Here is a 22271-nt window from a genome sequence, read left to right as displayed (position 1 = left end):
GCCTTTTCACTACATATCATCTTTGAGAAAGGAATGAAACTATGGGACCTTTACTTTTTTTATTAGGATTATTGATTATTGGCTTACTTGCAAAAAATCAATCATTAATCGTCGCAGTAGCATTTTTGTTAGTGTTAAAATTTACCGGTATGGGTGATAAATGGTTTTCTGTTATACAGCAAAAAGGAATAAATTGGGGTGTGACGATCATAACGATTGCCGTATTGGTACCGATAGCATCTGGTGAGATTGGGTTTAAACAGTTGTCTGAATCATTGCGTTCTTATTATGCGTGGGTTGCTCTATTATCGGGCATTTTCGTAGCGGTAATCGCAAGTAAAGGACTTCATCTGCTTCAGAATGATCCTCATATTACAGCTGCTTTAGTCTTTGGAACAATCCTTGCCGTCGCTCTTTTTAAAGGAGTGGCTGTAGGACCATTGATCGGTGCTGGAATTGCGTATATGGCTATGAAAGTCGTTGGAATGATTTCAGGTTCATGACGCTTTCCGCACGAAATAAGTGATATCCGTTCACAAATATCAGATTATTGTTTATAATTGATGTGTATGTCCCATTTCCTTTAAATAGTCTTTCATTTTTCAAGTCTCAGTTTCGAGATTAAAAAAGTTGGGAATGTAACCTTGAATCCGGCTTTTTTATTCCAAGGAAAATGTAAGCTCTTTCTATTTTTTTAAAAGTGAAACAATTAAAGGAGAAGAGAGAATAACAGAAAAAAAGGAGAGATAGCCATGACAGCTACAAGAGGATTAGAAGGAATTGTTGCAACGACATCTTCTGTCAGCTCTATCATTGACGATGTATTAACCTATAGAGGATATAGCATTGATGACTTAGCTGAACATGCAACTTTTGAGGAAGTTGTATACTTGCTTTGGAATGGTAAACTGCCTTCCCAATCTGAACTTGAATCATTTAAATCAGAGCTTGCTGAAGCTACTGAGCTGCCTGCAGAATTGTTGGAACAAATGAAATCGCTTCCTTTGAAGAATACACATCCTATGACTGTATTGCGTACAATCGTGTCAACATTAGCGATGTATGATCCAGAAGCAGAGGATATGTCTACAGATGGAAACTACAAAAAAGCCATCCGTCTTCAAGCACAGATGTCATCACTTGTAACGGCATTTGCACGTATTAGGGAAGGAAAAGATCCGATTGCTCCTAAAAAAGAACTTAGCTATGCAGCTAACTTCCTATATATGCTAACAGGTAAAGAGCCTGATGAAATTTCTGAAACAGCTTTTAACAAAGCATTAGTTTTACATGCTGATCATGAGCTAAATGCATCCACGTTCACTGCACGTGTTTGTGTGGCTACTCTTTCTGATATCTATTCAGGAATTACAGCAGCGATCGGTGCTTTAAAAGGACCACTTCATGGTGGAGCAAACGAACAAGTAATGAAGATGCTATCTGAGATCGGTGAAGAAGCAAATGTAGAATCTTACTTGGACAACGCGATTGAGAACAAACAAAAGATCATGGGCTTTGGTCACCGTGTATACAAGAACGGCGATCCACGTGCAAAACATTTGCGTGAAATGTCTAAACAGCTAACATCTATCACAGGTGAAGAAAAATGGTACACGATGAGCGTAAAGATTGATGATACGCTTAAGCAGAAGAAAGGCTTGCTGCCAAACGTAGATTTCTATTCTGCTAGTGTTTACCACAGCTTAGGTATCGACCATGACCTATTCACGCCGATCTTTGCGATAAGCCGTGTTTCTGGCTGGATTGCACATATCTTAGAACAATATGAAAACAACCGTTTAATTCGCCCTCGTGCTGAATATATCGGACCTGACATGCAGCAGTATGTTGCTTTAGAACAAAGATAATATAAAAACGATAGGTTATATCACAAAAAGAGAAGGGATTCTTCTTCTCTTTTCCCTATGTTTTTTAGTAGACTAGTATAGTACATGCAATACAAGAATTAGGAGGAATTTAGAAATGTCTAACGGAGAACGTATTACAGTCGACAATGGTGTATTAAACGTACCAAATCAACCGGTGATCCCTTTTATCGAAGGTGACGGAACGGGTCCTGATATTTGGGCTGCAGCTTCACGTGTTTTAGAAGCTGCTGTTGAAAAAGCATATAACGGTGAGAAAAAAATTGTATGGAAAGAAGTATTAGCAGGAGAAAAAGCGTTTAACCAAACAGGTGAATGGCTTCCTGCAGAAACTCTTGATGTGATTCGCGATTACATAATTGCGATTAAAGGACCTTTAACAACGCCAGTAGGCGGAGGAATCCGTTCTTTAAACGTTGCACTAAGACAGGAGCTAGATCTATTTACTTGTCTTCGTCCAGTTCAATACTTCAAAGGTGTGCCTTCACCAGTAAAACGCCCTGAAGATACAAACATGGTTATTTTCCGTGAGAATACAGAAGATATCTATGCTGGTATCGAGTATGCGAGTGGATCTGATGAAGTTAAAAAATTGATTCAATTCCTACAAGATGAAATGGGTGCTAACAAAATTCGTTTCCCTGAAACTTCAGGTATCGGTATTAAGCCGGTTTCTTCAGAAGGTACTCAACGTCTCGTTCGTGCAGCGATTCAGTATGCGATCAACGAAGGACGCAAGAGTGTAACACTTGTTCATAAAGGAAACATCATGAAATATACAGAAGGTGCTTTCAAAAACTGGGGTTATGAGTTAGCTGAAGCTGAGTTTGGTGACAAAGTATTCACATGGGCTCAGTATGACCGCATTGTTGAAGAGAGTGGAAAAGATGCTGCGAACAAAGCTCAAGCAGATGCTGAAGCTGCAGGTAAGATCATTGTTAAAGACTCTATCGCTGATATCTTCTTACAACAGATCTTAACTCGTCCAGCTGAGTTTGATGTAGTTGCTACGATGAACTTAAATGGAGATTACATCTCTGATGCTCTTGCTGCACAAGTTGGTGGTATCGGTATCGCACCAGGTGCTAACATCAACTACGAAACAGGACATGCAATCTTTGAAGCAACTCACGGTACTGCTCCAAAATATGCGGGTCTTGATAAAGTAAACCCATCATCTGTTATTCTTTCAGGTGTGTTGATGCTTGAACATCTAGGATGGGGAGAAGCTGCTAAATTAGTACTTTCTTCTATGGAAAACACAATCGCTAGTAAAGTTGTTACTTACGACTTTGCACGCTTGATGGACGGCGCTACAGAAGTTAAATGTTCTGAGTTTGCTGACGAACTAATCAAAAACATGTAATCTAACTGACCCCTTTTTATAAGGGGTTTTCTCAACATCATTTATGCTTATTAAAACTGTTCCTGGAGGGAAAGACATGGCTAACAAACGAAAAAAGATTTCGGTTATTGGTGGAGGATTTACAGGAGCAACAACGGCTTTTATCTTAGGACAAAAAGAAGTTGGGGACGTAGTTTTAGTTGATATTCCTCAAATGGAAAACCCTACAAAAGGTAAAGCGCTAGACATGATGGAAGCAAGTCCTGTTCAAGGTTTTGATGCATCGATCACGGGTACGAGCGATTATGCAGATACAGCTGAATCTGATGTAGTGGTTATAACCGCGGGAATTGCTCGTAAGCCTGGTATGAGCCGTGATGATCTTGTAAACACAAACGCTGGAATCATGAAGAGCGTAACGAAAGAGATCGTTAAACATTCTCCGGATTGCACGATTATCGTTTTAACAAATCCAGTTGATGCCATGACTTACACAGTATTAAAAGAATCTGGTTTTCCTAAAAGCCGTGTAATCGGACAATCAGGAATACTAGATACAGCACGTTTCCGTACGTTTGTGGCTATGGAGCTTAACGTATCAGTTAAAGATGTAACTGGTTTTGTTCTTGGTGGTCACGGAGACGATATGGTGCCACTCGTACGTTACTCTTATGCAGGTGGAATTCCGTTAGAGAAACTAATCTCTAAAGAGCGTTTAGATGCTATTGTTGAGCGCACACGCAAAGGTGGAGGGGAAATCGTTAATCTCTTAGGTAACGGATCTGCCTATTATGCACCAGCTGCTTCTTTAGTTGAGATGGTGGAAGCGATCGTAAAAGACCAACGTAGAGTGCTTCCTTCAATCGCCTTTTTAGAAGGTGAGTATGGTTACGATGGTATCTGTCTTGGTGTTCCAACGATTCTTGGTGGTGGCGGACTAGAAGAAATCATTGAACTTGAGCTGACGGCAGAAGAGAAAGCAGCGCTTGATCAATCGGCTGAATCTGTTAAATCAGTTATGAAAGTATTAGCATAAGTGTGTGAAGAGTGTGTGAGAGATTCGGGCAACTCCCCGAATCTTTTCTCCTATTAATAATGAAAGCGTTATCATCAAGAGAGGGGTCATTAAATGCTGATCGGAAAAAAACGAAAACTTGGAAGAAAGATAGATGAGATTCAAGCTGGTGAAAAATTAGAGATGCAAGAAACGATTGAAGATAAAGATCTTCTTTTGTATTTAGGCTTAACGAACGACAACAACCCACTATTCATCCAACACGATTACGCAACATTGACACCTTATAAAAAGCCCGTTGTTCCACAGATCATGTTAATGGGAATGGTTACATCGGCTGTATCGAAATATTTACCGGGTCCTGGAAGTTCGATCGTTGAATCAAGTTTCACATTTATCAAACCCGTTTATCATTATTCCCAATTAACCTTTTTGTTTGAAATTACCGAAGTAAATAGAGAAGAACATATTGTGCATATGATCGTTAGAGCACAGAACGAGGAAGGGATCGAAGTGTTAAAGAGTACTTTGCAAGTTTGTCCTCCATATGCTCCAAAATCAATTACATCTAATACGATGGAAAATTTTTAAACCTTTCATTTGAAAGGTTTATTTTTATGAAATGGCTTATTGGAACTAAAAAAACACAAAAAAACCTATCCAATGTAAAGGTAGTGTTAAGGATATGTAAATCCACTATGAAAATTTTGCGTTTTTTGTACACACTATAAAAAAAATAGTATGATGAATTTGTACAAGTCGTAAAAAGGTGGGAATATGATGAGCCAAAAGTTACTCGTAGTAGAAGATGAAATTTCGATCTCAACATTGTTGCAATTTAACTTAGAACAAGCAGGATTTCAAGTAGTTACGGCAATGGATGGCAAGAGTGGATTAAAAAAAGCGGAAAGCGAAGAACCTAATCTAATCATATTAGACCTTATGCTGCCAGAAATGGATGGAATAGAAGTATGCAAAGAACTTCGTCTGAGAAAATTAAATATTCCTATTCTCATGTTAACGGCTAAGGATGATGAGTTTGATAAAGTTTTGGGCCTTGAGTTAGGCGCGGACGATTACATGACGAAACCATTCAGTCCAAGAGAAGTAGTTGCAAGGGTAAAGGCAATTCTCCGCAGGTCAACATCAGTCAATACAGAATCAGAAAAGAAAAAAGAAGAAGTAGAGCACCTTAAAATTGGTGAAGTTGATATTTATCCGGAAAACTATGAAGCATATTTTAAGGAGAAAGCATTAGAACTTACACCAAAAGAATTTGAACTGCTCGTCTATCTTGCTAGACACAAGAGCCGTGTACTTTCGAGGGAACAGCTGCTTTCTGCAGTTTGGAACTATGATTTTGTAGGTGATACACGAATTGTTGATGTGCATATCAGTCATCTAAGAGAGAAGATCGAGAATAATACACGCAAGCCGATTTATATTAAAACCATAAGGGGATTAGGTTATAAGCTAGAGGAGCCTCAATAATGCATGATTTTAAAAACCGGGTACTTACCTTTTTCCTGCTCGGTATTTTATTGGTTTTTATTCTATTAGCTCTAATAATGGGGAACATTGTTCACCATAGTGTGAAAGATAAGCGCATGGAATTTTATAAAGGTGAATTAAGCCTAATTGAACAAGTTCTTAAGACAGAAAAATCTAAGACTACTATAACGAACTTATTAAGAACGGCCTCTAAAGATCTTAAAGGTGAGATTTATGTCCTCGATTCAGATTGGAATGTAAAATACACATCTGACGGAGACAGTCCAAGAAACATGTCTCTGTATTACCCAAAAGATAAAAGAATGAATGACCAAAATCTTGTTATTAAGAATGAGAATGGTAAATTGTTTTATACGTTAAAAAAGAAAGATGAAACAGGATATATACAGTTTGCAATTCCTGAAGGTGCTGCGGAATCTGAAGAGAGATCGATTTGGATCATGATGTCGATCGGTTTCCTGATCTGCTTTATCATCATTTTATACGTGTCTCTTAAAGTGATCCATAAGATTGTCAGACCTGTTGAAGAAGCGACTCAGACTGCGAAAGAGCTTGCAAAAGGTAATTTTAAAGCGAGAACCTATGAGTATTTTGGAGAAGATATCGGAGAGTTAAACTACTCGTTAAACGTTTTAGCACGAAACTTAGAGAAAATGACAAAATCCCAAGAATCTCAGCATGATCGCTTGATAACATTGATCGAGAACATGGGAAGCGGACTTATTCTTATTGATAAAAATGGCTATATCAACTTAGTAAACAAAACGTTCAAAGAACTGTTTAAGGAACATACAGATTATTGGACGGGTCATCTCTTCTATGAAGTATTTCCATACACATCCATCAAGGATATTGTGAAAGAAACGTATTTAACTGAAAAAAAGGTGAGAAGAAATACGGTGATCCCTATTCACATCGATACAAAACATTTTGATGTCTATAGTGCGCCTGTCATGAACGCAAGAGGGAAGCTAAAAGGAATCGTGCTTGTTTTTCACGATATTACAGAGCTTAAGAAACTCGAGCAAGTAAGAAAAGATTTCGTAGCTAATGTCTCACATGAACTTAAAACGCCGATCACTTCTTTAAAAGGTTTTGCTGAGACTTTATTAGACGGTGCAGGTGAAAACGAAGAGTATCGAAATAAGTTTTTAACGATCATGTTAAATGAAAGTGATAGGCTACAGGCGCTTATCCAAGACTTGTTAGATCTTTCTAAAAGTGAACAAGGTTTTCACCTAGAAACTCAATCTATTGATCTAGGTGCTTTAGTAAACGATACCTTTGAGATTCTTCAGCCGAAAGCTGAAAAGAAAGGTATTGTTCTATCAGTAGATGTTTCAGGTGAAACTGTTATGGATGGAGATTCACCTCGATTGAAACAGATCATCATTAACCTTGTTTCGAACAGCTTAACGTACACGCCTGCTGGTGGCCGTGTAAATGTAATAGTGGAAGAACTAAAAGACCATGTGAAGCTGCTGATCAAAGATACAGGAATCGGCATCAAGGAAAGTGAGATTCCTCGAATATTCGAACGTTTTTATCGTGTAGATAAAGCAAGAAGCAGGAATTCAGGAGGTACTGGATTAGGGCTTGCAATCGTTAAGCATCTTGTAGAAGCTCATCACGGAACCATTGAAGTTCAGAGTAAGCCAGGAGAAGGCTCTCAGTTTACGATTCTGTTTCCGAAGAAGTTTGAGTTGTAAGATTTACAATTCTTTTACACACTTGTTTTCTTTAGTTAACAGTTCAATCTTATGATTAAAGTATCCTTTTTCAGTACCCCCTTAGCGAGAGTCCTTTACGGATTCTCGCCTTTTTTATGGCCAAGAGCTCTTCTGTTCCTACTTTTTTGTTTCTGGTTGTCATCGTGATACAATAGATGATAGAAGAAATGTCCTCAGGAGGTTACGGACTTGGCAAAAACAAATAAATTAGTACTTATTGATGGAAATAGTATTGCATACAGAGCTTTTTTTGCTCTGCCTCTTTTAAACAACGATAAAGGTATTTATACAAATGCTGTCTACGGGTTCACACAGATGCTCCTAAAGATTTTAGAAGATGAGAAGCCTACACATATCCTCGTTGCTTTTGATGCCGGGAAAACTACTTTCCGACATAAGACTTTTGGTGAATATAAAGGCGGCCGACAGAAAACCCCGCCAGAATTATCAGAGCAGTTTCCGTTTATCAGACAGCTGTTAGATGCATTTAAAATAAAGCGTTATGAGCTTGAAAATTATGAAGCAGATGACATTATCGGAACCCTTGCATCTTATGCTGCCGATGGAAACTGGGATGTAAAAGTGTTTACGGGTGATAAAGATTTACTTCAACTGGTTACCCCTGATGTTGAAGTCGTGCTAACTAGAAAAGGAATCACTGAGGTGGAGGCTTATACCGTAGAACAAGTGAACGAGCGCTACGGAATTACACCTCATCAAATTATAGATATGAAGGGCCTTATGGGAGACCCTTCCGACAATATTCCAGGAGTACCTGGAGTTGGTGAAAAGACTGCGATCAAATTAATCAAACAATATGGGACGATTGAAAAAGTTCTTGATTCAATTGATGAGATCTCAGGTGCTAAGCTTAAAGAGCGATTAACAGAGAACAAAGAGCAAGCTATTATGAGTAAAGAGCTTGCTACGATAACGAAAGAAGCTCCTATTGAAGTCAGTCTGGAAGAAACGAATTACGATGGTTATGAAACGTCATCTATATTTCCTCTTTTCAAAGAGTTAGGATTTAATTCATTGCTCGAACGATTAGGCGGAGATGAAGAAATTCTTCAGGATGAGGAAAAAGAAGAACTTAACTTCAAAACGGTAACGAAAATTGAAGCTGACATGTTAACAAGTCCTTCATCCATAATCGTAGAAACGTTAACTGAAGATTATCATAAAGCAAAAATTCATGGTTTTGCTGTAAGTAATGATGCAGGAACATTTTATATTCCTTCAAGTGTTGCAGATCAATCAGAAGAATTTCATGAATGGCTGCAAGATCAGAACCAAAAGAAAAGAATGTTTGATGCTAAGAGAGCACATGTAGCCTTACACGGGCAAGGGATCGTCTTGAATGGTATTGATTTTGATATTCAGCTTGCTTCCTATCTGCTTAATCCTTCTGAATCCTTAGATGAAGTAGCTGATGTTGCAAGGCAGTATGGCAAGTCTAATGTTGATGTGAATGAAGCAGTATATGGTAAAGGTGCTAAGAAGAAGCTGCCAGAAGATGAAGCTGTTCTTGCTGAGCATCTTTGTAGAAAAGCTCATACTGTCTTTCAATTGAGTGATCTTCTGGATGAGAAGTTAAAAGAAAATGAACAGAGCGATCTATTCTATCAGTTAGAAATGCCATTAGCTCTCGTATTAGCCAAGATGGAAGAGTTCGGCGTAAAAGTAAAATCAGATACTCTTCAAAAGATGGGTGCTGACTTAGATATACAGTTAACTGCACTTGAAAAAGATATACACGACCTAGCTGGGGTATCATTTAATATAAACTCACCTAAACAGTTGGGTGAAATATTATTTGAGAAGCTGAACTTGCCTCCTGTTAAGAAAACAAAGACGGGTTACTCGACTTCTGTTGATGTATTAGAGAAGTTAGAAGGCAAACATGAGATCATTAATAAGATCCTTATCTATCGTCAGCTAGGTAAGTTACGGTCTACTTATATTGAAGGTCTGCTAAAAGTAGTAAAAGAAGATACGGGTAAGATTCATACACGCTTCAATCAGGTTCTTGCGCAAACGGGAAGACTAAGTTCTATCGATCCGAACCTTCAAAACATTCCGATCCGTTTAGAAGCAGGAAGAAAGATCAGACATGCCTTTGTTGCATCACAGCCTGGATGGAAAATACTTGCTGCCGATTATTCACAGATCGAGCTTCGTGTTTTGGCTCATATCTCACAAGATGAAAACTTGATAGAAGCATTTAAAACAGAGATGGATGTTCATACGAAAACGGCCATGGACGTTTTTCATGTCGAAGAAAGCGAAGTTACTTCAGAGATGAGAAGACACGCTAAAGCCGTTAACTTTGGGATCGTATACGGAATCAGTGATTATGGCTTATCGCAAAGCCTTGGAATCACGAGGAAAGAAGCTGGAGAATTTATTTCATCCTATTTGGATAGTTTCCCTGGTGTTCAACAGTACATGAAGGACAGTGTTTCTGAAGCAAAACATAATGGTTTTGTTTCAACTCTGCTTCATAGACGCCGTTATCTGCCTGAGATTAATAGCCGAAACTTTAACCTTCGCAGTTTTGCGGAGAGAACAGCAATGAATACACCGATTCAAGGAACTGCCGCAGACATCATAAAAAAAGCGATGGTCGATATGGATCAGCGGTTAACAGACGAGAAACTTGAAGCAAAAATGTTGCTCACTGTACATGATGAACTTATTTTTGAAGTACCTGAAAATGAGCTGCAAAAACTTGAAGAGATCGTTTGTGAAGTGATGGAATCAGCAGTAGAACTTGATGTACCATTAAAAGTAGATGTGAACTGGGGAGATTCCTGGTTTGAAGCAAAATAATAAAGAAACAGCATCCTATAGATCCAGGGTGCTGTTTTTCTAATAAGGTTGGTGAAAGAATGCCTGAGTTACCTGAAGTTGAAAATGTCAAAAACACTTTGAATAAATTTCTTCCGGGGAAGAAGATTACAGATGTGAAAATACACTGGGAAAATATTATTAAACATCCTGGGATAGAAGAATTCATTTTGAAGTTAAAAGGTCAAAGTTTTCAAAATGTGTATCGAAGAGGAAAGTTTTTAATCTTTCATCTTGATGAAGATGTTTTAGTATCTCACCTAAGGATGGAAGGCAAATATGGGTTGAATCAAAGTGAAGAGTCTGCTGATAAGCATACACATGTATTTTTTCAATTCTCTGATGGAACTGAACTCAGATATCGAGATGTGAGAAAGTTTGGGACGATGCATCTGTATCCAAAAGGAACAGAGGAAAGTCATGCACCATTAAAAACTTTAGGTATAGAACCATTATCAGATTCCTTAACAGCAGCACTTTTGAAAAAGCTGTTTGCTAATCGAAAGCGCAACATAAAATCGGTATTGCTAGATCAGACTCTTCTGGCTGGTTTAGGCAATATCTATGTAGATGAAGTACTGTTTCAGGCAGGAATCCATCCAGAGACACCAGCTAACTCTCTAACCCTACCTAGGTTAAAGAAATTGAAAACCGCGATTACTGAAATTCTTTCTGAGTCTGTGAAGCACGGAGGAAGCTCAATACGTTCCTACACGAACGCAGTTGGTGAGACAGGTGGCTTTCAGCTGAAATTATTTGTCTACGGAAGAAAAAATGAAGAATGCCGCGTTTGTGGTACTGAAATTGAACGATTAGTTGTAGCGGGTAGAGGAACTCACATTTGTAAGACTTGTCAAAAATAAACCAATTCTGTGCTCCTTTCATATACTACGTTTACCGTTAACTGAAAGGAGTACAGGAACAATGGTGGCTTACTCTTTTGTTTTGTTGGCACTGGCCGTCAGCCTGGACAGTTTTGGAGCCGGATTAACGTATGGAATGAAATCCATTAAAATTCCTTTTCGCTCCATTATCATCATCGCAATTTGTTCAGCTGTTACCTTTTTACTTTCGATGTTGCTTGGATTTACGTTAGAACAATTTATTTCCCCTAAGACAGGTGAGATATTGGGAGGCGTGATTCTTCTTGGAATCGGAATCTACTCTCTATGGCAGGTTTTCTTACCGGAGAAAGAGAACGTTGAGTGCACAGACAAAGAACCTAAGAACATTGTGCTTTTTGAAATTAAATCGTTGGGAATCGTTATACACATACTTAAGAAACCAGTTATGGCTGATATCGATAAGTCTGGATCGATCACGGGCTTAGAAGCCGTATTGCTTGGGATAGCATTATCGCTGGATGCTTTTGGAGCGGGAATAGGAGCCGCACTCATTGATCTGTCACCTTCATTAACAACCATTACAATTGCGTTGATGAGTGCTTTATTCTTATGGGGTGGTATGATACTGGGATTATATCTTTTTAACAAAACAAACTGGATGAAGGGATTATCTATACTGCCAGGAGTTCTGTTGATCGTAATGGGATTATTAAAAATGTAACACTGGAGGATAACTTGTGATTATTGGATTAACTGGAGGCATTGCAACGGGGAAATCAACAGTCAGCAACATCATTAAGAGTCAGGGAATTCCTGTAGTTGATGCCGATATAATTTCTAGAGAAGTTGTTATGCCGGATCAAGAAGCGTATGTGAAGATCGTTGCCAGCTTTGGTGAACAGATACTAAATGATGACAAGACAATAAATAGAGCAGGATTAGGAGAAATCATCTTTAATGATTCAGAAAAAAGAACGATGTTGAACGAGATTGTTCATCCTGCTGTAAGAAAAGAAATGAGACGGCAAGCAGATGCTTATCAACGTATAGGTGAGTCTTTAGTGGTCATGGATATACCACTCTTATTTGAGAGTAACCTGACACATATGGTTGATCGAACGTGGTTAGTCTATGCTTCACCAGAACTGCAACTTCAAAGATTGATCAACCGTGATCATTTTTCAGAGAAGCAAGCGCTGTCTAGAATACATTCACAGATGCCAATCACAGAGAAAAAGGAACTGGCGGATGTTGTTATCATGAATAATGGCTCTTTAGCAGAATTAGAAAATGATGTTCTATTATTACTTAAGCAAACCAAAAAACAGACCTGATAACTAATTCAGGTCTGTTTTTATCTATATAAGCCCTTTTTCAGCCTAATTTAAATAAAAGTATGTTCTTTTTAAGTGTGAATATGATATACTAATTACAGATAGATACAAGATAGAGTATAACACATTGGAAGGAGCAGCTTCATGAAAGCAAAAATTGCAATTAATGGCTTGGGGAGAATCGGAAGAATGGTCTTCCGCAAAATGATGGAGAACGATGAATTTGAGGTTGTAGCTGTTAATGCCAGCTATCCAGCCGAAACTCTTGCTCATATGGTTAAATACGATTCTATACATGGAACGTATCCTGGAGAAGTTGTTGCTGGAGAAGATGCCCTTTTTGTTAATGGAAAAAAAGTTCAATTAGTTAACTCTCGCGATCCTCGTGAGCTACCTTGGGGAATGTTAGGCGTTGATATTCTTATAGAAGCAACAGGTAAATTTGTTTCACAAGAATCTGCAGGTCTTCATATTGAAGCAGGTGCAAAGAAAGTAATTATTACTGCACCAGGGAAAGACGAAGACATTACAATTGTTATGGGAGTAAATGATAGCGATTACATTTCTTCAAAACATCATATTATTTCTAATGCGTCGTGTACAACGAATTGTTTAGCCCCTGTGATTAAAGTTCTAGATGATCAGTTCGGGGTAAAATCTGGCATGATGACGACTGTACATGCGTATACGAATGATCAGAAGAATATTGATAACCCTCATAAGGACTTAAGACGTGCACGTGCATGTGGAACATCAATCATTCCAACTTCTACAGGTGCTGCAAAAGCCATTTCAAAAGTCTTGCCTCACTTAGAAGGTAAACTGAATGGTATGGCACTCAGAGTTCCAACACCTAATGTTTCTTTGGTTGATGTTGTTGTAGAATTGAAGACTCCTGTATCGAAAGACCAAGTGAATCACGCTTTCCAATCTGCTTCTGAAGGTTCAATGCGTGGAATTTTAGGGTACAGTGATCTTCCACTAGTATCAATTGATTATAATGGAAATGAAAACTCATCAATCGTAGACGGATTATCAACGATGGTGATGGACGGAAACAAAGTTAAGGTACTTGCTTGGTACGACAATGAATGGGGTTATTCATGCCGAGTAGTAGATCTAGCTAAACATGTAAGTGTTGCTGTAAATATGCCAGTACAAGAAAAAAATGTTTCTGTATCATAAAAACGTTAACAAAAATCAAAAATAGATAAATGAGTAAGAGCTGGATTACACATCAGCTCTTTTTTGCGTTTCAACGCACCAGTATATTTCGATTGATCTTTATACTTAAACGCTCTTTTCTAAAAGATTGTTGCTTTGAACTCCTTGTCACCTTTGACAATTGATTGGAGTGGAAGGTGCGAGACTCCTACGGGACAGGCGGGCAGCTGAGACACTTAAGAGTGAAACGTACGAATGTGGCTCAGCGCCTGCCCCGTGGAAAGCGAGCAGCCTGGAACGGAAATCAACACTTCCAAAAGCAACAAAGTTTACGAAAACAGCATACTTAAAAAACAATAAAAAATTGATTCGAAAAAATTTACCTATAGTTATTGCAAATAAATTTTAAAAGAAGTATACTATGATTCGTGAACTTCAAATAAAGCAAACAAAGGCATTGAATGCTACTTAAAGGGTTAGGACCTCTTTGGACTAACTTGCCCCCGTGGTAGATGTTCGATACCGCATGCTTGAAGGCATGATTATTTTTAAAAGGGGGACTATGCTAATGGATACAATGGGAAGACACGTAATTGCTGAGTTATGGGGTTGTGATTCTGAAAAACTAAATGACATGAAATTTATTGAAGAGACATTCGTTGACGCTGCATTGAAAGCAGGTGCAGAAATTCGTGAGGTTGCTTTTCATAAATTTGCTCCACATGGTGTAAGTGGAGTTGTTATTATCTCTGAATCTCATCTAACTATTCACAGTTTTCCTGAGCATGGTTATGCAAGTATTGATGTATATACGTGTGGAGATCGAATCGATCCTAACGTAGCTGCTGATTACATTTCGGAGGCACTTGGCGCTAAAAAGCGCGAAAACTTGGAAGTTCCTCGTGGAATGGGTCCAATTTCTGTTGCCAAATCAAAAGTTACTGCTCAATAATTTAAAACAGAATGTACGTGAGGTGTGAGAAATCACACCTCTTTTTTATTTCACTCATTATAGGGAATAATAGGATACAAATTATATTGCTTTGGAGGACTACTATGTTTAGAAAACTTCAAAATCTAATGGAAAATCATGCGGAAACGAGTGAACAGCATGTGGACGAAAGACTTAGAACCCATTATTTTAAAGCTAATAAACCAGAAGTTATGAAAGTGATCAAACAGATCCTAGATGAAGACACCAATTTTCATGAACTTGGTTTTTCAGAAGAAAGGGGAGAAGTTACGTTTGAAGTCAGACAGCCCAAGAGCGCGTTTGTTGTTATTAGTGTAGTAACAGTTAGAGCGAATCGAACTGCTGTAGATCTGAACGTTTCAACAGAGTCTGCTCTTCCTTTTAATTTTGGTAACAATCAAAGACTAATAGTTAATATTTATGAGATCTTAAAAGAAAAACTAACGTTTGTAGGGACGTCAATGGCTGAAAAATTGTAGGAATAGCTTGTCACACTCCTCCCTTTTCTTTAAGATAGATAGAGAATAGAAAATTTTTTGGGGATGATTACAATGAGGTGTCCTACTTGCCAGCACAACGGAACAAAAGTGCTTGATTCAAGACCTGTACATAGCGGAAGATCCATTCGCCGCAGAAGGGAATGTGAATCTTGCAGCTATAGATTTACTACATTTGAAACGGTAGAACAAACACCGCTTATCATTGTTAAAAAGGGCGGAGAACGTGAAGAGTTCAGCCGTGAAAAGATCCTTAGAGGGCTTATTAAAGCTTGCGAAAAAAGACCAGTCCCCTTGGAAACGCTTGAAAATATAGTAGATAGCATTGAAAAAGAATTACGGAACTCAGGTGCATCTGAAGTATCAAGTACAGCCGTTGGTGAACAGGTGATGGAACATCTGTCTAAAACGGATGAGGTGGCTTATGTAAGATTTGCCTCTGTATACCGTCAATTTAAAGATATCAATGTTTTTATACAGGAATTAAAAGAACTCATTAACAAGGAGGAGCGTTAAAGCGTATCTTAGACTGCTGTAACGCTCTTTTTATACAAATTTTAATCCGTATTCTACTGTGTTAGAAAACGGCTAAATAGAAATGAACAAATGACTCTGGCTGACGATACTAACATCCGTCGGCCAGCTTACTTTAAAGACTTTTTAACAAAGGGTGAAAACGATGACGGTACATTTTCAAGAAGTTGTGCCCGTTGATACGTATTCCGTCCAGTGCAAGGGTATGTTGCATGAAATAGATCATAAAGTTCTAACCATGTTATATCAGCCGTTGGTTGGCGCATTTGCACATAGTTTATATATGACATTATGGTGCGAAGTAAATATGGATCGGCAGACACAAAAACATCAGCACCTCATGAACGTAACTCAGTTCTCGCTAAAAGATATTTTGGCGGGAAGAAAGAAGCTAGAAGCGATCGGTCTCTTGAAGACGTTTAAGAAAGACGGCGATAGTTCAAGGGAGTACGTTTATGAGCTTCAACTCCCACTTTCGCCAAATGCTTTTTTTACAGATGGCTTTTTAAGCATATATCTTTTTAACCGTTTAGGAAAAGCGAAGTTTACTGAAGTTAGAGAGTCCTTTTATATCGCTCAAACGGATGTGTCGGATTATAAAGAGGTTACTGCTTCGTTCAGTGATGTGTTTACTTCTTTACACCCTTCTGAAATGTCATCGAAGAGCTATGCAGAGATTAACGAAAACGTTCTTCCAGAAGATGTCTCTTTACATGAAAAAGGCAATCATGGGAAAGTTGCACTAAGTGAATCCACATTTGATTTTGAAGCGATGGTGAATCAGATCTCGTCTTTTATCGTGCCTAAAGAGGTGATCACCCCAAAATTAAAGGAAGCTATCTATAAACTAGCTTATATCTATCAGTTACAACCGATGGATATGAGTAAGCAGATTCAAAACGTATACTACTCTACAGGAGAAATTTCTGCAGAGAGTTTAAGAAAAGAAATTCAGAAATGGTATCGATTTGAGCATGAAGAAGGACTACCGGTTCTAGCGTTAAAAACGCAGCCAGTTCCCCTAAAGGCTCTTCATGGCATGCAGCCTCAATCAAAAGAAGAGGAACTTATCAAATACTTTGAAGAAGTGTCACCTTATCGTTTGTTAGAAGATTATTCAGGTACAACTCCTTCAGAAGTAGATTTGAAACTCGTTGCCTATTGTATGATCGATCAGAATCTAACACCAGGCGTTACGAATGTTCTTTTAGATTACGTGTTATCTGAGAATGATATGAAGCTTGCAAAAGGATTGATCGAACGGATCGCTTCACATTGGGCTCGTAAAAGAGCGCAAACGGTCTTAGAGGCAATGACTTTAGCACGCGATGAAAAACGAAAATATAAAGAATGGCAAGATAAGAAGGTAAATTCGGGCTCTTATAATAAGGGTAATAAGAAGAGTAACGTTACTGTTCCTGATTGGCTGAAACAGGATAAAGTATCTGCTGATCAGACTGGTGATGCTAACACAGATACTACTGAGGATGAGAACCGTAAATGGCTCGAGAGTTTGTTAAATAGTTCGAAATAAAGGGGGGAAATAATATGGAATCCATAAAGGAATCTGTTAAAAATATGCCGGGGTTTGATAAGTTTCAGGAAAGATTTGAGCAAATGAAGCAACAAGTACTTACAGACCCTGGAGTCATGCGTTTTCTGCGAGAGAACCCTGACATATCAGATGTCCATGCGGAAAAGTTATTGTCCAGTTTTTACACCTTTAAGAACGAACAGCATGCTTGCCGCAATTGTCCAGGTTTAGAGAATTGTCCTAACCTTATGCAAGGGTATCGTTCTGAATTAACGAAAGTGAGACAAACGGTAGAACTAAGATACAAACCTTGTGAACTAAAGGTCATCGATGAACAAAAGAAATCCATGACTTCATTGATTAAGAGTTACTTTATACCGAAAGAAATCCTTGAAGCGAGATTTGATCGTTTGTACAAACATAGTATTGATGAAACAAGACGTAACGCGATCTCGAAGGCTTATGAATTTGTTCAGATGACTGGTTCTGGTCATCAAGCAAAAGGAATCTACTTCTATGGAAAATTTGGTGTTGGTAAAACATATCTGTTAGGTGCTATCGCGAATGGTTTAGCTGAGAAGGGCGTCCACTCACTAATTATTCATACACCCGAGTTTCTTCGCGAAATGAAATCTTCCCTTTCTGACGGGACATTTGACTCTAAGATGGAACTGTTAAAGACCGTTCCGGTTCTCATGCTCGATGATCTTGGTGCTGAAAACATGACGAACTGGGTCAGAGACGAGATTATTGGCGTTATTCTTCAATATCGAATGATGGAAAAACTGCCAACTCTTTACACGTCCAACTGTGATTATGATATGCTGCAGCAACATTTATCGTATTCTCAAAAAGGCGGACTCGATGAACTGAAAGCTCTCAGAATCATGGAGCGGATCAAACACTTAAGTTCTCCGATTTTTATGGGTGGAAATAAAAACTTTAGAGAAGATTATTAATTCAGTTTCTGCTCTTTTAAAGGGCAGGAGCTTTTTTCTTGAAAACACAAAGCTGTCTCTTCTACTAAAATATGATAGGATAAGAACAGACAAGATCTTAAGACATTGTATTCGGAGGTTACCGATGAGTATAGAATCTATTTTACAAAAAGCTTTAGATGGCGAACGTTTATCGGTAGAAGATGCCGTTAAACTTTATGAGAGTGATGAAGTAGAACGCATGGGAGAAGTTGCGGATATTATTATGAAAAGGTGGCATCCTGAACCGATTACCACTTTTGTAATTGGCCGTAACGTAAACTATACAAATTTTTGTGATACATATTGCAGATTCTGCGCGTTCTATAGAGCGCCAGGAAGCAGCGAAGGTTATGTGTTGGATGATGAAGTAATCTTCCAAAAGATACAAGAGACAGTTGATGTAGGTGGTACAGAAATTCTTATGCAAGGTGGAACAAATCCTAACTTGCCATTCAACTACTATACGGACTTATTAAGAGAGATCAAAAAGCGCTTTGATATCACGATGCATTCATTTTCTCCAGCAGAAATTTGGAAGATGGTTGAAGTGTCTGGTCTATCTCTAGAGGAAGTGCTCCGGGAACTGAAAGCAGCCGGGCTTGATTCTCTTCCGGGAGGCGGAGCAGAAATTTTAGATGACCGCACCCGTAAGAAAATCAGTAGACTTAAAGGCTCGTGGACAGAGTGGATCGATTGCATGAAAACAGCTAAAAAAGTTGGACTGCATTCTACTGCTACGATGGTTATTGGATTTGGTGAAACATTCGAAGAACGCGCACTTCATCTACAGCGTGTTCGTGATGCACAAGACGAGACAGATTGTTTCTTAGCTTTCATCTCTTGGACGTTCCAACCGGATAACACGAACATGAAGGCTGAAAAGACAACTCCGAGAGAATATTTAAAGAATGTTGCGATCTCTCGTATCTTCTTAGATAACATACCTAACTTCCAATCTTCTTGGGTTACGATGGGACCTGAGGTTGGTAAAAAATCTCTTCACTATGGCTGCAACGATTTTGGCAGCACGATGATGGAAGAGAACGTTGTTTCAGCAGCTGGAACCACTCACAAGGTAAATACGAACTTAACGTTGCGACTGATTCGTGAAGCAGGTAAGATACCAGCACAAAGAAATACAAAATACGAAACACTTCGTGTATTTGAGGATGAAGAAAAAGCTGAAAAAGATTTTGTGATGCAAAACTAACAGTGAAGCACTTGGCATATTTATGTCGAGTGCTTTTTTGATGCGCTTGTATGGATGTTTTCAGATTTTAAGGTTGTCCGTTTGGTACCTGCAGAATATAGATGACCCAAATGACTCCAAGACGGGGTCTTTTGTTTTATATCCAAATGTTTTAATGAGTGACTTTCGTATTAAAAAAATTATCGTAATTTTCCTTATATTAAAAATTTTGTGTATAATATAAGAATATTTAGAATAAAGGGGGAAATATTAGAATGGAAATGAAACGAAAATTTAAAATGGGATTAATAGGTTTATCTGCTGCGTTTCTTGTAGCATGCGGAAGTGCTGATTCTGGTTCTGGGTCCGGTGAAAAGCTGACGGTTGGTACTGATGCAGCATATGCCCCCTTTGAATCCTTAGACGGTGAAAAAATTGTAGGATTCGACGTAGATCTGCTTGATGCCGTGATGAAGGAAGCGGGATTAGATTATGAATTAACAAATAAAGGATGGGATCCTTTGTTTATCGCTCTTCAGAATGAAGAAGTTGATGCAGGTATCTCTGCTATTACGATAAATGACGATCGTAAGAAAAGTTATGACTTTTCTTCACCATACTTTGAATCGATTAACATGATTTTAGCTAAACAAGGAACATCGATTAAAAGTGCAAAGGACTTAGAGGGAATGAAGGTAAGCGTTCAGAACGGAACTACCGGACAAGCAGCACTCGAAAAAATGTTTGGCAAAAGTGAAAACATAAAGAAGTACGAAAACAATGTATTAGCGATACAAGCTCTATTAAATGGTGAAGTAGAAGCTGTAGTTGCAGATAACGCTGTAGTACAAGAATATGAAAAGAATAATCCTGATAAAAAACTCGTAACAATCAGCGATAAAGAAAATTTCGAGAGCGAATTTTACGGAATTATCTTCCCTAAAGATGGTGAACATCAAGAAGAGATTAACAAAGCGATGAAGAAAATTATCGATGATGGAAAATATGCTGAGATCTATAAAAAATGGTTTGGTGAAGAACCAAATGTAGATGTGCTGAAACAATAACATTCTCAGGAGGTCTTCATGGAATACTCTTTACAGATTATCAGTGATTATATGCCCCTGTTTCTAAAAGGAACATGGGTAACGGTACAGTTATCTTTTTTGGCGATTCTATTCGGTACAATATTTGGATTATTCATCGGACTTGGCAAAATGGTGAAGAACCCATTTGTTCATCTTCCGTGCATGTGGTATATCAGCTTTTTCCGCGGCACGCCGTTGTTGGTTCAGATCCTTTTAATCCATTCAGCGCTCATGCCATTGTTCATGAAGCCGCCAAACGTTTTCATTTCAAGCGTTCTAGCTCTTTCGCTTAATGCTGCTGCTTATATCGCTGAGATATTTAGAGCAGGGATTCAATCGATCGATAAAGGGCAGATGGAAGCAGCGCGTTCTCTAGGCATGAATCATGTACAAGCTATGAAACATGTCATTCTTCCACAAGCGTCTAGAAGGATGATCCCGCCGCTAGGCAATGAGTTCATTGTGCTTATTAAGGATTCATCCTTAGTTTCCATTATTGCTACCCCAGAATTGATGTATTACGCGAGAGCGATGATGGGTCAATACTACCGACCGTGGGAGCCATACATGACAGCCGCTCTAATGTACTTAATCTTAACGCTTGGCATGGCGTTTATCTTATCTAGAATTGAGCGTAAATTTGTTTATTAAGAACAACCCTACCCACAGGGTTGTTTTTTCTTTTGTAAGTAACATGTTTTAGGACCTCGTCCCATATAGTGTATTATTGAGGATTTTATATGGGGGGGACTTATTTGGTCGCGATTGCTTTTTCACACCCAGCAGATGGTATAGCTGTTTTGAAGAAAATGATTCGTATGGCAGCTGAGCATAAAATAAACCCTTCCTTTGCCAAATTATCTGAAGCTTCTTCAAAAATTCTTGAACTGCACATACAGGAGAGAAAAACGTTCATATTGGATGTGTTAACGGAATTTACTCGAAACAAAGTAGAGGATATTTGTTTGAAGGAAATGATCGAACAAGCATTTTGTTACAGCGATTTAGCAGAGCAAAAAGAGATCTTATCTATCACGAAAAGCATCATTCTTGGAGAGATCGAAGGAATACCTGATGTTAAACACCTGCCAAGCTTAAATGAACTGATCCGAAAGCAATGGGAATCTATTATTGATGCTAAAACAGATTTCTTAGAATTTGAATCCTTTATAAAGTTTAGGTTGAAAGAGTATTTAGCGACCTTGCTGAAGATAGTTGAATGTGCTATTGATGAATACAAGTTAGAACTTGAATACCAAATGTTCGTAGAGCAGTTAAGGACATGCATAACGAAACAGAGATCGTTTATTTCAGCAGATATCGTCATTGTTTTTGAACAAGAGCAAATACTTCTTTTTGATGAACATCAAAAACAGTTAACACACACTGAACTGATGATGTTCCATGAAAAGGCACTGCGTCTAACGAATGTAACGAATTTAGACGAAAGACTTTTAGGTCCATTAGTTGGAATCTCACCAAATTCCGCTAGGATCTATGCTTATGATATTGATCATCCATTGCTTCAAACGGTGAAAAACATCTTTCAAGAAAAAGTTACGATCACACCAATTGATAGGATGTCCTACAGAGAACATTGGTCTTACCGTAAAAAAAAGTCATAAACTTACAGAGTCCTCTTGCTTTTTGAAAAACGACTGCATATAATAGGTGTATAATTTTATCATTCAATCTGTATTGATAAGGACACGAAGCATGTTTTTACGGTTCATAGAGAGGGAAGTCTTGGCTGAAAGCTTCCTAACACGGAAAAGTGCTTTACCACCTTGGAACT

General features: G+C 38.4%; 21 protein-coding genes and 1 other annotated feature (1 of these 22 cut by a window edge). All 21 genes read left to right on the top strand.

Features of this window, described 5'->3' with window-relative positions:
- Positions 1 to 41: 41 nt before the first annotated feature.
- Positions 42 to 503 carry a DUF441 domain-containing protein gene (locus H9648_RS00930; protein ID WP_191751927.1) on the top strand — a complete coding sequence of 154 codons (462 nt, stop codon included), beginning with the start codon at positions 42 to 44 and terminating at the stop codon, positions 501 to 503.
- 249 nt (positions 504 to 752) lie between these two features.
- Positions 753 to 1868 (top strand): citrate synthase, encoded by a 1116-nt coding sequence (citZ, locus tag H9648_RS00925; RefSeq protein WP_191751926.1) that lies wholly within the window; start codon positions 753 to 755, stop codon positions 1866 to 1868.
- 115 nt (positions 1869 to 1983) lie between these two features.
- Positions 1984 to 3252, top strand: a complete 1269-nt coding sequence (gene icd, locus H9648_RS00920; protein WP_066396762.1) for an NADP-dependent isocitrate dehydrogenase — start codon at positions 1984 to 1986, stop codon at positions 3250 to 3252.
- Positions 3253 to 3328: 76 nt separating this feature from the next.
- Positions 3329 to 4267, top strand: a complete 939-nt coding sequence (mdh, locus tag H9648_RS00915) for a malate dehydrogenase (protein ID WP_066396759.1) — start codon at positions 3329 to 3331, stop codon at positions 4265 to 4267.
- 93 nt (positions 4268 to 4360) lie between these two features.
- Positions 4361 to 4837, top strand: coding sequence for a MaoC family dehydratase (locus tag H9648_RS00910; protein WP_191751925.1), 477 nt, complete (start codon positions 4361 to 4363; stop codon positions 4835 to 4837).
- 189 nt (positions 4838 to 5026) lie between these two features.
- A complete protein-coding gene (locus H9648_RS00905; RefSeq protein WP_191751924.1) occupies positions 5027 to 5737 on the top strand; it encodes a response regulator transcription factor in 711 nt (236 codons plus the stop codon).
- Positions 5737 to 7467, top strand: a complete 1731-nt coding sequence (gene pnpS, locus H9648_RS00900; protein ID WP_191751923.1) for a two-component system histidine kinase PnpS — start codon at positions 5737 to 5739, stop codon at positions 7465 to 7467. The genes H9648_RS00905 and pnpS overlap by 1 nt, the downstream gene beginning before the upstream one ends.
- Before the next feature lie 210 nt (positions 7468 to 7677).
- The gene (polA, locus tag H9648_RS00895; RefSeq protein WP_191751922.1) at positions 7678 to 10320 is read left to right on the top strand and encodes a DNA polymerase I; all 2643 of its coding nucleotides are present in this window, start codon (positions 7678 to 7680) and stop codon (positions 10318 to 10320) included.
- 59 nt (positions 10321 to 10379) lie between these two features.
- Positions 10380 to 11201, top strand: a complete 822-nt coding sequence (mutM, locus tag H9648_RS00890; protein WP_191751921.1) for a DNA-formamidopyrimidine glycosylase — start codon at positions 10380 to 10382, stop codon at positions 11199 to 11201.
- 61 nt (positions 11202 to 11262) lie between these two features.
- Entirely contained in the window at positions 11263 to 11904 is a 642-nt protein-coding gene (gene ytaF, locus H9648_RS00885; protein ID WP_191751920.1) for a sporulation membrane protein YtaF, read from the top strand.
- A 16-nt stretch (positions 11905 to 11920) separates the two neighbouring features.
- Positions 11921 to 12517, top strand: coding sequence for a dephospho-CoA kinase (gene coaE, locus H9648_RS00880; protein WP_191751919.1), 597 nt, complete (start codon positions 11921 to 11923; stop codon positions 12515 to 12517).
- Positions 12518 to 12661: 144 nt separating this feature from the next.
- Positions 12662 to 13702 (top strand): glyceraldehyde-3-phosphate dehydrogenase, encoded by a 1041-nt coding sequence (locus H9648_RS00875; protein WP_191751918.1) that lies wholly within the window; start codon positions 12662 to 12664, stop codon positions 13700 to 13702.
- 547 nt (positions 13703 to 14249) lie between these two features.
- Positions 14250 to 14633, top strand: a complete 384-nt coding sequence (gene speD, locus H9648_RS00870) for an adenosylmethionine decarboxylase (RefSeq protein ID WP_066396744.1) — start codon at positions 14250 to 14252, stop codon at positions 14631 to 14633.
- 104 nt (positions 14634 to 14737) lie between these two features.
- A complete protein-coding gene (locus tag H9648_RS00865) occupies positions 14738 to 15133 on the top strand; it encodes a hypothetical protein (RefSeq protein WP_066396743.1) in 396 nt (131 codons plus the stop codon).
- Between the two features lie 72 nt (positions 15134 to 15205).
- On the top strand, positions 15206 to 15667 hold the full coding sequence (gene nrdR, locus H9648_RS00860) for a transcriptional regulator NrdR (RefSeq protein ID WP_066396742.1): 462 nt from the start codon (positions 15206 to 15208) through the stop codon (positions 15665 to 15667).
- A gap of 163 nt (positions 15668 to 15830) precedes the next feature.
- Positions 15831 to 17219, top strand: a complete 1389-nt coding sequence (locus tag H9648_RS00855; RefSeq protein WP_191751917.1) for a replication initiation and membrane attachment family protein — start codon at positions 15831 to 15833, stop codon at positions 17217 to 17219.
- A 14-nt stretch (positions 17220 to 17233) separates the two neighbouring features.
- Entirely contained in the window at positions 17234 to 18178 is a 945-nt protein-coding gene (dnaI, locus tag H9648_RS00850; protein WP_191751916.1) for a primosomal protein DnaI, read from the top strand.
- Between the two features lie 124 nt (positions 18179 to 18302).
- Positions 18303 to 19409 (top strand): cyclic dehypoxanthinyl futalosine synthase, encoded by a 1107-nt coding sequence (gene mqnC / locus H9648_RS00845; RefSeq protein ID WP_191751915.1) that lies wholly within the window; start codon positions 18303 to 18305, stop codon positions 19407 to 19409.
- Between the two features lie 260 nt (positions 19410 to 19669).
- Positions 19670 to 20455 carry a basic amino acid ABC transporter substrate-binding protein gene (locus H9648_RS00840; protein ID WP_191752645.1) on the top strand — a complete coding sequence of 262 codons (786 nt, stop codon included), beginning with the start codon at positions 19670 to 19672 and terminating at the stop codon, positions 20453 to 20455.
- Between the two features lie 18 nt (positions 20456 to 20473).
- Positions 20474 to 21127 (top strand): amino acid ABC transporter permease, encoded by a 654-nt coding sequence (locus H9648_RS00835; protein WP_191751914.1) that lies wholly within the window; start codon positions 20474 to 20476, stop codon positions 21125 to 21127.
- A gap of 104 nt (positions 21128 to 21231) precedes the next feature.
- Entirely contained in the window at positions 21232 to 22101 is an 870-nt protein-coding gene (ytxC, locus tag H9648_RS00830) for a sporulation protein YtxC (RefSeq protein ID WP_191751913.1), read from the top strand.
- Positions 22102 to 22165: 64 nt separating this feature from the next.
- Positions 22166 to 22271, top strand: a binding site (T-box leader); it runs 123 nt beyond the window's last position.

Origin of the sequence: Fictibacillus norfolkensis, from assembly GCF_014836645.1 — a bacterium.
Classification (GTDB): Bacteria; Bacillota; Bacilli; order Bacillales; family Fictibacillaceae; genus Fictibacillus; species Fictibacillus norfolkensis.
This window is presented reverse-complemented; position numbering and strand designations above follow the sequence as displayed.

Coding starts and splice junctions, on each gene's coding strand:
- nrdR (WP_066396742.1), top strand. CDS start 15,206: ATGAGGTGTCCTACTTGCCAGCACAACGGAACAAAAGTGCTTGATTCA.
- H9648_RS00840 (WP_191752645.1), top strand. CDS start 19,670: ATGAAACGAAAATTTAAAATGGGATTAATAGGTTTATCTGCTGCGTTT.
- H9648_RS00875 (WP_191751918.1), top strand. CDS start 12,662: ATGAAAGCAAAAATTGCAATTAATGGCTTGGGGAGAATCGGAAGAATG.
- pnpS (WP_191751923.1), top strand. CDS start 5,737: ATGCATGATTTTAAAAACCGGGTACTTACCTTTTTCCTGCTCGGTATT.
- H9648_RS00910 (WP_191751925.1), top strand. CDS start 4,361: ATGCTGATCGGAAAAAAACGAAAACTTGGAAGAAAGATAGATGAGATT.
- H9648_RS00865 (WP_066396743.1), top strand. CDS start 14,738: ATGTTTAGAAAACTTCAAAATCTAATGGAAAATCATGCGGAAACGAGT.
- ytaF (WP_191751920.1), top strand. CDS start 11,263: ATGGTGGCTTACTCTTTTGTTTTGTTGGCACTGGCCGTCAGCCTGGAC.
- mutM (WP_191751921.1), top strand. CDS start 10,380: ATGCCTGAGTTACCTGAAGTTGAAAATGTCAAAAACACTTTGAATAAA.
- H9648_RS00930 (WP_191751927.1), top strand. CDS start 42: ATGGGACCTTTACTTTTTTTATTAGGATTATTGATTATTGGCTTACTT.
- H9648_RS00855 (WP_191751917.1), top strand. CDS start 15,831: ATGACGGTACATTTTCAAGAAGTTGTGCCCGTTGATACGTATTCCGTC.
- mdh (WP_066396759.1), top strand. CDS start 3,329: ATGGCTAACAAACGAAAAAAGATTTCGGTTATTGGTGGAGGATTTACA.
- H9648_RS00905 (WP_191751924.1), top strand. CDS start 5,027: ATGAGCCAAAAGTTACTCGTAGTAGAAGATGAAATTTCGATCTCAACA.
- H9648_RS00835 (WP_191751914.1), top strand. CDS start 20,474: ATGGAATACTCTTTACAGATTATCAGTGATTATATGCCCCTGTTTCTA.
- speD (WP_066396744.1), top strand. CDS start 14,250: ATGGATACAATGGGAAGACACGTAATTGCTGAGTTATGGGGTTGTGAT.
- dnaI (WP_191751916.1), top strand. CDS start 17,234: ATGGAATCCATAAAGGAATCTGTTAAAAATATGCCGGGGTTTGATAAG.
- icd (WP_066396762.1), top strand. CDS start 1,984: ATGTCTAACGGAGAACGTATTACAGTCGACAATGGTGTATTAAACGTA.
- citZ (WP_191751926.1), top strand. CDS start 753: ATGACAGCTACAAGAGGATTAGAAGGAATTGTTGCAACGACATCTTCT.
- mqnC (WP_191751915.1), top strand. CDS start 18,303: ATGAGTATAGAATCTATTTTACAAAAAGCTTTAGATGGCGAACGTTTA.